The sequence below is a fragment of the Afipia massiliensis genome, assembly GCF_014203115.1.
In the GTDB taxonomy this organism is placed as follows: domain Bacteria; phylum Pseudomonadota; class Alphaproteobacteria; order Rhizobiales; family Xanthobacteraceae; genus Afipia; species Afipia massiliensis.
This window is the reverse complement of the sequence record NZ_JACHIJ010000001.1, coordinates 452,005-465,005: the sequence shown is the minus strand read 5'-3', so window position 1 is coordinate 465,005 and position 13,001 is coordinate 452,005. Positions and strand designations below refer to the sequence as shown.

The following is a 13,001-nucleotide window of genomic DNA, read 5'->3' as shown; positions in this document are numbered from 1 at the left end:
GCTGGGGCGGCCCGGAACACTCTTCCGTTGATGCGCTACATGGCTTAAAGCACGGCCGAAACTTCTTGTTCCGGGTCCCGTGCGCATATGATTCGTCTCGACAATATCAGCAAGCAAAATGGCCACCAGATTCTCTTTATTGAGGCTTCCGCAGCGCTCCAGAGGGGAGAGAAGGTCGGATTGGTGGGTCCTAACGGAGCAGGCAAGACGACGCTGTTCCGGATGATCACAGGCCGTGAATTGCCCGATGAGGGCCAGGTCGCCGTCGACCGCGGGGTGACCATCGGCTACTTCAGCCAGGATGTCGGCGAGATGTCCGGCCGTAGCGCCGTGTCCGAGGTGATGGATGGGGCCGGCCCGGTGAGCGCTGTCGCCACCGAGTTGAGGGAACTGGAAGCCGCCATGGCGGATCCGGACCGGGCAGACGAGATGGACAGCATCATCGAGCGCTACGGCGAGGTGCAGCATCGGTTCGAGGAACTGGACGGCTATGCGCTCGAGGGCCGGGCGCGCGAAGTTCTCTCAGGCCTGAGTTTCAGCCAGGAGATGATGGATGGGGACGTCGGTGCATTGTCGGGCGGCTGGAAGATGCGCGTGGCGCTGGCCCGCATTCTCCTGATGCGCCCCGATGCGATGCTGCTCGACGAACCGAGCAACCATCTGGATCTGGAGAGCCTGATCTGGCTGGAGGAATTCCTGAAAGGCTACGAGGGCGTGCTGCTGATGACGTCGCACGATCGCGAGTTCATGAACCGCATCGTCACCAAGGTGGTGGAGATCGACGGCGGCGGCTTGACGTCCTACTCCGGCAACTACGAGTTCTACGAACAGCAGCGTGCGCTGAGCGAAAAGCAGCAGCAGGCCCAGTTCGAGCGTCAGCAGGCGATGCTTGCCAAGGAAATCAAGTTCATCGAGCGGTTCAAGGCGCGCGCGTCCCACGCCGCGCAGGTTCAGAGCCGCGTGAAGAAGCTGGACAAGATCGAGCGGGTCGAACCGCCCAAGCGGCGCCAGACGGTCGCGTTCGACTTCCTGCCGGCGCCGCGATCGGGCGAGGATGTCGTCAGCCTGAAGAACGTCCACAAAGGCTATGGCAGCCGGAGCATCTACGACGGGCTGGATTTCCAGATCCGCCGCAGGGAACGCTGGTGCGTGATGGGAATAAATGGCGCTGGAAAATCCACGCTGCTGAAGCTTGTGACTGGCTCGACCGAGCCGGATGACGGAACGGTGGCCGTGGGAGGCAGCGTGAAGCTGGGCTACTTCGCCCAGCACGCGATGGATTTGCTCGACGGCGAACGCACCGTGTTTGAAGAGCTGGAGTATTCGTTTCCGCAGGCGGGGCAGGGTTCGCTGCGAGCGCTGGCCGGCTGCTTCGGATTCTCGGGCGACGATGTCGAGAAGAGATGCCGCGTGCTTTCTGGCGGCGAGAAGGCACGGCTTGTCATGGCGAAGATGCTGTTTGACCCGCCGAACTTCCTGGTGCTGGACGAACCCACCAACCACCTCGACATGGCGACGAAGGAAATGCTCATCACGGCGCTGTCCCAGTACGAGGGCACCATGCTGTTCGTCTCGCACGACCGGCATTTCCTGGCCGCGCTGTCGAACCGGGTGCTGGAACTGACGCCCGAGGGCATTCACCAGTATGGCGGCGGATATACGGAGTATGTCGCACGCACCGGCCACGAGGCTCCCGGCCTGCGGAGCTGAATTAACCGGATTCGTTCACCGACTCCGAACTATGTCGTCCGCAGAGCCAGCGGTGGTTCGGATGGTCGTATCAGCGCAAACGCAATCTGGATGATGCCAGCCGTCAGGCCTATGGCTACGCCGACCTGCCACGCCAGGGTGTAGGAGCCAAGCGAGTCGTAAATCAGGCCGCCGCCAAGCGCGCCGAGGAAGCTGCCGAGCTGATGACTCATGAATGCAAGGCCGCTAATCATCGCCTGCCATTTCAATCCGAACATCTCAACGATTGCACCCGCAACCAGCGGGCCGACGCCAAGCCACAGAAAGCCCATCAAGGCAGCGAAGATCAGGGTCGTGGTGGTCGTTGGCGTCTGCATGAAGTACCACGCCAGAATCAGAGACCGCGAAAAATAGATTCCGCCGAGCAGCGCGAGCTTATTCCATCTGCCGCCTGCCCAGCCGAAGAACAGGCTGCCGAGCACATTGAAGCCGCCGATCACGCCGAGCGTCTGGGCGCTCAACATCGGGTCCATGCCACAGATTGCGAGATAGGTTGGAAGGTGTGTCGTGAGAAACACGAGCTGCATTCCGCAGACGAAATAGGCCCCCGTCATCACGATGAAGGAAGCGTTGCCAAACGCGCGGCCAACGGCGGTCTTCGCTGAGATACTGTCCATGTCCGTTGAGGTCGCCGCAGGAAGCGGGACCTTGTCCACTTTTCCGGCAAACCATGTTGCGGGGATCAGCGCCAGTGACAGGATCACGAAACCGGCAACGCCAAAGCGCCAGCCATATTCCTGATTCAGTGCCTGACCAAGCGGCGCGGCGATCAGTGCGCCCAGCGATCCTGCAGCAGATACGATACCGAGGACCAGACTGCGCGATGGTGCCGCAACGGCACGTGCCGCTACCGCCATGCTCACCGACGAAGCGATACAGGACAGCGATGTGCCGATCAGAATGCCGGCGCCGATCATGATGCTGAGAAAACCCTGAGCGATCACCATGAGGATGAGGCCGGCAATGTAAAGTCCCGCACCGATCAGCATGATGGGCCGAAATCCGAAGCGTGCTGCATAGGCACCCGCAATCGGCTGAGTGAAGCCCCACGCCAGGTTCTGGATTGCGATGGCTAGCGTGAACTCGGAGATCGAGATGCCGACATCCTGTGTCAGCGGTTGCATGAAAATGCCGAGGCTCTGCCTGATACCCATACTCAGGGTGAGCATCAACGATGCGCCGAACAGGATAGGGAAAGCGGGACGGAGTGCTTGCAGCGCATTCATTGGTAGCGTCCTTTTCTTGTTCTATTTTACGCTGCAAGCCGGTTGATTACACCGACCTGTGTAACTAGATTGGGGCCGAAGTTTTACGCTGTCAAGCAGCGATAAACCCCGGTCCATGACATATGCCGTCATCTCAGAAACAGCCCGAGAAACAGCCGATGAAGCAGCGGATTCTCGAAACCGCCGATCGGTTGTTTCATCTGCAGGGGATTCGGGCAGTAGGGGTGGATACCATCGCAGCTGAAATCGGCATCAGCAAACGTACCCTCTATAACCATTTTCCGTCCAAGGATCAGCTTGTCGCCGCCTATCTCAAGGGCCGGTTCTCGACGATCCCGCCGTCGGACCGACCGCCTGCCGAACAAATCCTGCGTTCGTTCGAGAGGCTTGAGCGCGGATTTGCCAGCAAGGACGTGCGCGGCTGTCCCTTCGTCAACGCCGTGACCGAGGTGGGCGCGACCGATCCGCAGGTGAGGAAGATCTCCAAGGCCTTCAAGGAAAGCCGACGCCAGTGGTTCTGCGATCAGGTCACCAAACTTGGGGTGGAGAATCCCGAGCTTCTGGCGACGCAACTGGCTGTCCTTGTCGATGGTGCGATTGCGCAGAACCTCGTCCTGCGTGATCGCTCGGTTGCCAAAGCGGCGCAGGATATGGCTCGACTTTTGCTGGTGAATGCGGGCGTCAAATTGCCCGACGCATAGTCAGGAAGGCTGCACCACAATCTGTCGGCGAAGCATTGCGCGACGGGCTTTTCGACAGAACATCCTCGCGAGCGCTTAGCGCGCGAGGATGGATTTTCGTCTCAGTATTCGCTTCGTTCTACGGCTTGTCGCGTCCCCAAGGGAGAAGCGAGGCGGGAAAGTCTGCCGCATAGCGCCGTCCTTTGGGCGGGTGCGGAGGTTCCTGCCAAGGATGTGGGTCTGGCTCGAGCACCTTCCTATAAAGATGCCATGTGGCATGACCGAGTACGGGCAGGACGACGGCGAGACCGAGGAACAACGGAATTGACCCGATCACCAACAGCGCCGCAACAATCAGGCCCCACGTTGCCATGGCAATCGGGTTCTTCATAACGACCTGTAGCGAGGTTCGGATTGCATCGGTCGTATTCGCGTGCCGGTCGAGCATCAGTGGAAACGCCACGACGCTGATACACAAGGCGATAACAGCGAACAGGAAGCCGACGCTGCATCCCACAATCATCAGCTTCAGTCCTTCACTTGTCGTAAAAATGCGTGAGGCGAAGTCGGGAATGCTTGCGGCGGGCGTATTGCCGAAGATGGCAACGTAAATCGAATCCGCGGTGGCGACCCAAACCACGAACAGGATGAGCAGGATCACACCAAGTCCGAGCATGGCTCCGAACGATGGCGATCTCAGTACGCCGAATGCATGCCAGGCAGAGGGTTCTTCACCGCGTTCGCGGCGGCGGCTGAGTTCATAAAGGCCAAGAGCCGCAAAGGGGCCAATCAATGCGAAGCCCGCCGCCAGCGGAAACAGGAGTGGCAATACCGAATAGCCCAACACCGTTCTGGCGATCACAAGACCCAGTACGGGATAGATGATGCACAGGATGATTGCGTGGCTTGGAATCGCCTTGAAGTCCTCCCAGCCCAGCCGCAAGGCTTCACGTAAATCGGAGAAGCCGATGTTGCGAACAACAGGGGTGGCGACAAGATCAGATACAACCTGCGGAATGTTGTCGGAGTACGGTGTGGCCATGGTCACAATCTCCCATGCATTAGCACCGGCGAGATTGGGCGTCACTTTTGGAGCGGCGTTCAATCGCCTTCGTGCGCAGAAGTCGCGATAGAATCCGAAACAGGGCGCGACCTGTAGGGCAAGTATAACGCAATCCGGGAAGAATAGCACGCGCTGTTAGATCGATTGTGCATCTGCAAAACATCTTCCCAGTAGCCTTGGGTTCCCTTGTCTGAGTCTGATGCGGCGTAGTCTTCTAGATTGCGATGCGGTATCGCGCGGCGACGACACGTGAATGTCTCAACAAGTTGCTCACGGCGTCCGCTCGCCTAAGCCGGTCTATTGACAACCAAGCCCACCGAGGAACATCCTGTAGTGGTAATGCCCATAGTTCGATGACACCAGCGATCGCAACATCTCGCTGAATTGAACCCGACCGACTTGAACCACTTAATGTCGAGTTCAACGTTGCGACCGGTTAAGGGGGCAAGGCGGCCAGCATTGCGGTGGCTAGCTTCAGGCATGCCATCCGATGTCGACATGATCCATGCCCCTTAAAGTCCGTAGCCTCTAGAGGCAAGGATGAACAAGGGATGGCTGTAGCGCTCATATTTCTTTTGGTCGCGGTCGCCTCGGTGGCGTTCCATCTGTGGAGTCCATGGTGGTGGACGCCGATTGCCTCAAACTGGAGTTACATCGACGACACCATCACCATGACCTTCTGGATCACGGGTGCCGTCTTTTTCGCCGTCGTCGCCTTCATGGCCTATTGCGTTTACCGCTTTCATCACAAGGAAGGCAGGAAGGCAGCCTACGAGCCGGAAAACAAAAAGCTCGAATGGTGGCTCACAATCGGAACCGCCGTTGGCGTCGGAGCGATGTTGGCGCCCGGTCTTGTCGTCTGGCATCAGTTCGTGACAGTCCCTGCGGATGCGACCGAGATCGAGGTCATGGGTCAGCAGTGGCGCTGGAGCTACCGGCTGCCAGGCAAGGACGGCCGCATGGGGACGTCCGACGCCAGCAACGTCAGCGCTGAAAATCCTTTGGGTTTGAATCCCAAAGACTCCGCCGGACAGGACGACATCGTGATCGAGAACGGCGACCTGCACCTGCCAATCGGCAAGCCGGTCAAGGTGCTGCTGCGATCGATCGATGTCCTGCACAATTTCTATGTGCCGGAGTTCCGCGCTAAAATGGATATGGTGCCTGGTTCGGTCACTTACTTCTGGTTCACCCCCACGCGGACGGGAACGTTCGAGGTTCTCTGCGCGGAGCTTTGCGGCCTCGCGCACTCGCAGATGCGGGGCAAGGTCATCGTTCAGGAAGAGAAAGACTATCGGGCGTGGCTGGAGCAGCAGCAGACTTTCGCGGAACTGTCTGGTCCGCGCAACATTATGAAGGCGACTTACACGACAGGCAGTGAATGAAAATATCGATGAAGAAACGCCGCATATCGTGAGGCGAACTCTTCTCCGACGAGAGGAAGACCAAGGAGGACATTTCGATGGTTGATGTCCCGTCTGACGTCATTGCACGCATTCCGCCGGCTGAGGTGGGAGAGGTCGATCTTTATCATCCGCACAGCTGGTGGACGAAGTACGTCTTCTCTCAGGATGCCAAAGTCATCGCCATACAGTATTCGCTCACCGCGATGGCGATCGGAATGGTCGCGCTGGTGCTCTCGTGGCTGATGCGGCTGCAGCTCGGATTCCCCGGCACGTTCTCGTTTATCGACCCAAGCCAATATCTCCAGTTCATCACCATGCACGGCATGATCATGGTGATTTACCTGCTCACTGCGGTGTTTCTGGGCGGCTTCGGAAACTACCTCATCCCGCTGATGGTGGGCGCGCGCGACATGGTGTTCCCGTACGCGAACATGCTGAGTTACTGGATTTATCTGCTTGCTGTGCTGGTGCTGGTTGCGACTTTCTTCGTTCCCGGTGGTCCGACCGGCGCCGGATGGACGTTGTACCCGCCGCAGGCAGTTCTCTCCGGCACGCCGGGGCAGGAAGCGGGCATCATCATGATGTTGTTGTCGCTGATCCTGTTCATTGTCGGATTCACCATGGGCGGTTTGAACTACGTGGTGACCGTGCTGCAGGCTCGCACGCGCGGAATGACGCTGATGCGCATGCCGCTGACGGTGTGGGGAATTTTCACGGCGACAGTCATGGCGCTGCTCGCTTTTCCAGCGTTGTTCGTCGCGTCCGTGATGATGCTTCTGGACCGGCTTCTCGGCACCAGCTTCTTCATGCCCACACTCGTGGAGATGGGCCAGCAGATGAAGTACGGCGGCGGCAGCCCGCTGTTGTTTCAGCACCTGTTCTGGTTCTTCGGCCATCCCGAGGTCTATATCGTTGCGCTGCCGGCGTTTGGAATTGTCTCGGATCTCATCAGTACCCATGCGAGAAAGAATATTTTCGGCTATCGCATGATGGTGTGGGCGATCGTCGGAATTGGCGCGCTGAGCTTCGTGGTGTGGGCGCACCATATGTATGTCAGCGGCATGAATCCGAAATTCGGATTCTTCTTCGCAACGACAACGCTGATCATCGCCATCCCGACAGCTATCAAGGTCTATAACTGGGTACTGACTCTGTGGCGCGGCGATATCCATCTGACAGTGCCGATGCTGTTCGCGCTGGGCTTCATTGTCACCTTTGTCAACGGCGGGTTGACCGGCCTGTTCCTTGGCAACGTCGTCGTCGACGTTCCGCTATCCGACACGATGTTTGTCGTCGCTCATTTCCATATGGTGATGGGCGTGGCGCCGATCATGGTCGTGTTTGGCGCGATCTATCATTGGTATCCGAAAGTCACTGGACGGATGCTCAACGATTGGATGGGCAAGTTCCATTTCTGGGTCACGTTCCTCGGAGCCTATGCAATTTTCTTCCCCATGCACTATCTCGGCCTGTTGGGTGTACCGCGCCGCTATCACGATATTGGCGATACGGCTTTCGTCCCTGCATCCGCGCACGACCTGAACGCGTTCATGAGCGTGGCGGCCTTGATCGTCGGCTTCGCTCAACTTGTGTTCGTGTTCAATATGTTCTGGAGCCTGCGCAAAGGGAAAGAGGCGGGCGGGAATCCGTGGAAAGCCACCACGCTGGAGTGGCAAACACCGGAAACTCCGCCGGCGCATGGCAATTGGGGCAAGGAGCTCCCCGTCGTGTATCGCTGGGCTTACGATTACAGCGTTCCGGGAGCTGCGCGGGATTTCATCCCGCAGAATGAGCCGCCATCCGCGTTGACGGGGCAGGGAGTTCATTCATGACCGCGATCATCCTGTTCATGGCTGGACTGGCGGCCATTGCGGGATGGTGGCTCTCGCAGCAACGGCTGGCGGCGAAGCCCTGGCTGGAGGAAGGGGCTATCGGCGATTTTCCTGGTGGAGGCGCTTCGTTGCTACCGCCGGCAAAAATTGGGCTGGGTGTGTTTCTCGCGGTCGTCGGCTCGCTGTTCGCGCTCTTTATCAGTGCGTACTCCATGCGCATGGAATTGACTGATTGGCGCTCGCTGCCCGTGCCCAAGCTGTTGTGGTTCAACACCGGCGTTCTGATCGTGAGCAGCGCGGCGCTGCAATGGGCGCAGGTCGCCGCACGCCGGGATGACAGCGACAATGTGCTGATTGGTCTGCTTGCGGGAGGTGTTTCCTCTGTAGTATTTGTGATTGGTCAGCTTCTGGCGTGGCAGCAGCTCAACGCCGCCGGCTACCTTCTGGCGGCAAATCCGGCCAATGCATTCTTCTATCTCATCACTGCAGTTCATGGGCTGCATGTACTCGGCGGCCTCGCGGTGCTGGGCAGAACCACCACGAAGGCATGGCGCGGTGTGGAAGTTTCGCGGCTGCGTCTGAGCGTGGAACTGTGCACCATGTACTGGCACTTCCTGCTTCTGGTTTGGCTGATCCTGCTTGCGCTGCTGACGGGCTGGGCGGACGATTTTGCCGCCATCTGCCGCCAGTTGCTGACCTAGGAGCGCGCAATGGCTGAAACTGCGCTGACAAACGCCGGACAACAAACCCGAGCGCGGCCTGCAGGGCTGCGAGGCATCGCCGCCGACTGGTCTTCGGATCAGCGCGCGTTCAAGGATGTCTCGTGGGGCAAGGCCATGATGTGGATCTTTCTCCTCAGCGACACCTTTATTTTCGGCTGCTTCCTGCTGTCGTATATGACGGCGCGCATGTCGACGACGGTGCCTTGGCCGAACCCAAGTGAGGTGTTCGCCCTGGAGATCGCAGGACATCACATGCCGCTGATCCTGATAGCGATCATGACTTTTGTCCTGATCAGCAGCAGCGGAACCATGGCGATGGCGGTCAACTACGGCTATCGCCGGGATCGCCGCAAAACTGCGATACTGATGCTGGTGACCGCTGTGTTTGGTGCAATGTTCGTTGGCATGCAAGCTTTCGAGTGGACCAAGCTGATCACAGAAGGCGCCCGGCCGTGGGAAAACCCGTGGGGGGCGGCGCAATTCGGCGCGAGCTTCTTCATGATCACGGGTTTCCACGGCACTCACGTGACCATCGGCGTGATCTTTTTGATCATCATCGCGCGAAAGGTCTGGCGGGGGGACTTTGATACTGAGCGGCGCGGCTTTTTCACGAGCCGGAAGGGACAATACGAAATCGTCGAAATCACCGGACTGTACTGGCACTTCGTCGATCTGGTGTGGGTGTTTATCTTTGCCTTCTTCTATCTTTGGTGAGGTGACGGCATGGCCGAAGTCACGATGAACGGAGTATCTCAGGCAGCGCATCCGACCACGTCGGCAACCTCGCATGCCGAGGGACAGCAACATCCTATCAAGCTGTACCTTGTCGTCTGGGGATGGCTGTTTATCCTCAGCGCCTGTTCGTATCTCGTCGATTACTTTGGCGTTCACGGATATCTGCGCTGGTCGCTGATCCTGCTGTTCATGGTTGCGAAGGCCGGTTTGATCGTCGCCGTCTTCATGCATATGGCCTGGGAGCGGCTGGCATTGAGTTATGCCATTCTGCTTCCACCACTGGCGCTGTTGGTCTTCGTGGCCATCATGGTGCTTGAGTCGGATTACACGCTGCTGACCCGGATCGTTTTCTTCAAGTCAGGAGCGTAGAAGCGGGGGGCCTCGTGCGCAGGGAGGACTGCCATGACCACCTATGTCATGCTTGCAAACTGGACCGACAAAGGCGTTCAAAGCGTGAAGGAGTCGCCACGTCGTTTGGACGCGGCGAAGAAAGCCCTCAAGGATATGGACGGCGAGTTTAAACTGTTTTTCCTGACCATGGGCGACTACGACATCGTCGCGATTTATGAAGCCCCGGACGATGCAGTCGCTGCGCGTTTCAACCTGCAGCTTGGAATGATGGGTAACATCCGGACGCGCACGTTGAAGGCGTTCCCTGAGGCTGCTTACCGGGAAATCATCACGTCACTGGGCTAACTCGCCAACAACACGCTCGTTCAGATCTGACTTTATCAGCCATTTTGGCTGTCAGCCGTGGAGTGGTCGCATGCGCATTTTTGTTTTCGCCATCGCAGCAGGATTCCTCTCGACCGTCTCCGCCTCCGCCCAGGACGCGGCGGCGGGAGAGAAAGTTTTTGCCCAGTGTAAGGCGTGCCACCAGGTCGGCGAGACTGCGAAGAATGCGGTCGGTCCTCTGCTCAACGGATTGTTCGGGCGCAAGTCCGGGACGATTGACGGTTTCAACTATTCGCCTGCCAACAAAAATTCCGGCATCACCTGGGATGAAGCAACCTTCCGCGAGTACATCAAGGACCCGAAGGCCAAGATACCCGGGACCAAGATGATTTTCACGGGCTTGAAGAATCCGCAGCAGGTTGAGGATATCATCGCCTACCTCAAGCAGTTCGATTCCAGCGGAAAGAAAGCAGAGGTAGCTTCCGGCGGAGCAAAGCTGGCGAAGGCTCAATGATCGCGAAATGAATGATCGGCAAATGCGGCTTGCGTTGGATGAGCAGTAGCCCCTGTCTCGGAGGGCCGAACGAGAGGCGTCGCAATCGCGCTATGGCCATGCCGCATAAAATGGACCTCGTTTCGCCTGCTCAACTCGGGCGCGGCGCCGGTAGGCGCCGGGTGAGATGCCCTGATGTTTGCGAAAGAAGCGGCTGAAATAGCCCGGATCGCGAAAGCCGAGACCGTATCCAATCTGTTCGACCGGCAGATCGAGTTGATGCAGCCGGGTGCAGGCCTCGTGAATCAATCGCTCATGTATGATGGCACGCGGGCTGCGTGCTTTTTCGCGTTTGCAATGCGCATGCAGTTTGTCGTCCGTAACGCCGAGAGCCGCGGCATACCGCGCAATTGGCCAGCCGTCGCGATAGTGCAGCTCGACCATCTGAAGAAAATTGCCAACAAGACGCGGTCCGTCGCCGCGCTGGGCTGCCTCGCTGGCGGTCTCGTCCCGCGTTGCCGAGCGCCATAGATGCAAACACAGCAATAGGATGTGGGATGAGGCCATGGTCATGCTGCCGCGGTCCGGTGTGTGGAGTTCGCGCACCAGCGTCGCACAGGAGTCTGCGATGGCTTCGAATGCATTCTCGATTTGCGATCCGCTGAGCATCACGAACCGGTCGATCGTGCGTTGCAGGTGAAGAGCCTCCGCACTGCCCGAAACAATCCTCGTCAGGAAATCTTCGGAGATGGCGACGAGATGACCGGTCGCGCCGGCCTGCACCTGGAGATGCGCATCCACGCCGCCCGGCAACCACAACAGGGCTGGAGCTTCAACTGCAATCGCCGTTCCGCGCAGCCTAGCAGTGCCGCGTCGGGTCTCGATCACAAGCAGATGCGCGCGCCGATCAACGTCGTGGCGAATAACCCAGTCGCGTGGCGCAAGTCCGCCGGAGAAACCCTCCGCATACAGGGCTGGACTTGCCGCCTCGGCAAAGCCGGCCGGGCCAGGAGTGCTAAGCGTTGCGCCGTGCTGCATTGAGACAATCCGTCGCTTGAAAACCGATAAATGTGACGAAACAATACAATCTTTCCCCGGAACCGTCCAATTCCATGCCGGGAACGCTCCATTAGTCTTCTCCCGTCGAACGCCATCAAGGCGACGGACGGAATATCTCTGGGAGGAGAACATGGTGTCACCAGTCACGCGCCTCGCGGCGGGGGTGCTTGCGATTGCCGGCGCTGCCGTTTTCGGAGCGAACGATGCCGCTCAGGCGCAAACGTCGGTCAAGATCGGCTACGCGATCTCGCGAACCGGCCCGAATGCCGGGGGAGCCGCGGTCAGCACGATCCCGAACTACGACCTGTGGGTGAAGGAAGTGAATGCCGCTGGCGGACTGAAGCTCGGCGACAAGCGCGTCCCCATCGAGATCGTGCAGTACGACGATCGATCGAGTGCGGAAGAAGCAGCGCGCGCGCTGGAGCGGTTGATCAGCCAGGACAAGGTGGACTTCATTCTGCCGCCATGGGGCACAGGCCTGAATCTCGCAGTGGGGCCTATTCTCAACAAGGCTGGATATCCGCATCTCGCGGCGACCGCGGTGACCGATCGCGCACCGGAACTGGCAAAGCGCTGGCCCAACAGTTTCTGGCTGCTCGGCACCAGCGCGGATGCCTCCAAGACTCTCGTTGAACTGCTGGTCAAGCTGCGAACCGAAGGCAAGATCGGAGACACGGTCGCGATGGCAAGCATCGCGGACGGGTTCGGCATCGATCTTTCGGCGGCGGCTCGCCCCGCGCTCACAGCGGCCAAATTCAAGCTCGTGTACGACAAGACTTATCCCATCGGCACGCAGGATCTCGGACCCATTGTCAATGAAGCGAAGGGGCTCAATCCCGATGTCTTTATCGCCTTCAGCTATCCACCGGATACGCTTGGGATTACCGAGCAGTCGCGCATTGCCGGCTTCAACCCCAAGGTCTTCTACACCGGTGTTGGCACGGCGTTTCCGCTGTTCCGGCAGAAGTTTGGCGCGAACGCCGAAGGCGTGATGGGCATCGGGGGTTGGAGCGGCGACAGCCCGGCGATTAAGGACTATCTCGCGCGACACAAGGCTGCATCCGCGAATGGGGCCGAGCCGGATCGTTGGGCCAGTGCGGTGACCTATGCCAGCCTCCAGATGCTGCAACAGGCCATCGAGCGCGTTGGCAAGATCGATCGTGCTGCGGTTATCAATGACTTGCAGACCGGCACGTTCGACACGGTGATCGGAAAAATCAAACTCGAGAACAATATGCCGACCAAATACTGGTGGGTCGGACAATGGCAGGGCGGCGAGTTCTACGGCGTTGGACCCGCAGCTAACGAGGGCGCGCGTAACGCTGTCGTGCCAAAGCCGGCCTGGAAGGCGCAGTGAACGC

Annotated in this window: 13 protein-coding genes; 10 read left to right on the top strand and 3 right to left on the bottom strand. The window is 58.9% G+C overall.

Annotation, left to right across the window (positions count from 1 at the left end; translation table 11 throughout):
• Window positions 1-87: 87 nt before the first annotated feature.
• Complete coding sequence (locus HNQ36_RS02185; protein WP_184082310.1) at window positions 88-1,710, top strand: ABC-F family ATP-binding cassette domain-containing protein; 1,623 nt, start codon at window positions 88-90, stop codon at window positions 1,708-1,710.
• A gap of 29 nt (window positions 1,711-1,739) precedes the next feature.
• Here HNQ36_RS02185 and HNQ36_RS02180 read toward each other — a convergent pair whose 3' ends face one another.
• Window positions 1,740-2,975, bottom strand: a complete 1,236-nt coding sequence (locus HNQ36_RS02180) for an MFS transporter (protein ID WP_184082309.1) — start codon at window positions 2,973-2,975, stop codon at window positions 1,740-1,742.
• Window positions 2,976-3,133: 158 nt separating this feature from the next.
• Here HNQ36_RS02180 and HNQ36_RS02175 point away from each other — a divergent pair, with 158 nt between their 5' ends.
• A complete protein-coding gene (locus HNQ36_RS02175; protein ID WP_184082308.1) occupies window positions 3,134-3,676 on the top strand; it encodes a TetR/AcrR family transcriptional regulator in 543 nt (180 codons plus the stop codon).
• Window positions 3,677-3,794: 118 nt separating this feature from the next.
• Here HNQ36_RS02175 and HNQ36_RS02170 read toward each other — a convergent pair whose 3' ends face one another.
• Complete coding sequence (locus HNQ36_RS02170) at window positions 3,795-4,697, bottom strand: DUF2189 domain-containing protein (RefSeq protein ID WP_046830141.1); 903 nt, start codon at window positions 4,695-4,697, stop codon at window positions 3,795-3,797.
• Between the two features lie 572 nt (window positions 4,698-5,269).
• On the opposite strand from HNQ36_RS02170, the gene coxB reads away from it, so the two are divergent.
• The 7 genes from coxB (at window position 5,270) to HNQ36_RS02135 (ending at window position 10,602) form a co-directional block, all read left to right on the top strand.
• Complete coding sequence (coxB, locus tag HNQ36_RS02165) at window positions 5,270-6,103, top strand: cytochrome c oxidase subunit II (RefSeq protein ID WP_184082307.1); 834 nt, start codon at window positions 5,270-5,272, stop codon at window positions 6,101-6,103.
• 77 nt (window positions 6,104-6,180) lie between these two features.
• The gene (ctaD, locus tag HNQ36_RS02160) at window positions 6,181-7,956 is read left to right on the top strand and encodes a cytochrome c oxidase subunit I (protein WP_184082306.1); all 1,776 of its coding nucleotides are present in this window, start codon (window positions 6,181-6,183) and stop codon (window positions 7,954-7,956) included.
• Entirely contained in the window at window positions 7,953-8,657 is a 705-nt protein-coding gene (locus HNQ36_RS02155; RefSeq protein WP_184082305.1) for a cytochrome c oxidase subunit 3, read from the top strand. Before ctaD ends, HNQ36_RS02155 begins: the two co-directional genes overlap by 4 nt.
• Before the next feature lie 9 nt (window positions 8,658-8,666).
• A complete protein-coding gene (locus tag HNQ36_RS02150; RefSeq protein ID WP_184082304.1) occupies window positions 8,667-9,392 on the top strand; it encodes a heme-copper oxidase subunit III family protein in 726 nt (241 codons plus the stop codon).
• A gap of 9 nt (window positions 9,393-9,401) precedes the next feature.
• Complete coding sequence (locus HNQ36_RS02145; RefSeq protein ID WP_184082303.1) at window positions 9,402-9,782, top strand: cytochrome C oxidase subunit IV family protein; 381 nt, start codon at window positions 9,402-9,404, stop codon at window positions 9,780-9,782.
• Between the two features lie 33 nt (window positions 9,783-9,815).
• On the top strand, window positions 9,816-10,109 hold the full coding sequence (locus HNQ36_RS02140; RefSeq protein WP_184082302.1) for a GYD domain-containing protein: 294 nt from the start codon (window positions 9,816-9,818) through the stop codon (window positions 10,107-10,109).
• 70 nt (window positions 10,110-10,179) lie between these two features.
• On the top strand, window positions 10,180-10,602 hold the full coding sequence (locus HNQ36_RS02135) for a c-type cytochrome (RefSeq protein ID WP_184082301.1): 423 nt from the start codon (window positions 10,180-10,182) through the stop codon (window positions 10,600-10,602).
• 90 nt (window positions 10,603-10,692) lie between these two features.
• Here HNQ36_RS02135 and HNQ36_RS02130 read toward each other — a convergent pair whose 3' ends face one another.
• Window positions 10,693-11,619 carry a helix-turn-helix domain-containing protein gene (locus tag HNQ36_RS02130; protein WP_184082300.1) on the bottom strand — a complete coding sequence of 309 codons (927 nt, stop codon included), beginning with the start codon at window positions 11,617-11,619 and terminating at the stop codon, window positions 10,693-10,695.
• Window positions 11,620-11,770: 151 nt separating this feature from the next.
• Between HNQ36_RS02130 and HNQ36_RS02125 the strand changes: the two genes are divergently transcribed.
• Entirely contained in the window at window positions 11,771-12,997 is a 1,227-nt protein-coding gene (locus tag HNQ36_RS02125; protein WP_184082299.1) for an amino acid ABC transporter substrate-binding protein, read from the top strand.
• The last annotated feature ends 4 nt before the right edge of the window (window positions 12,998-13,001 follow it).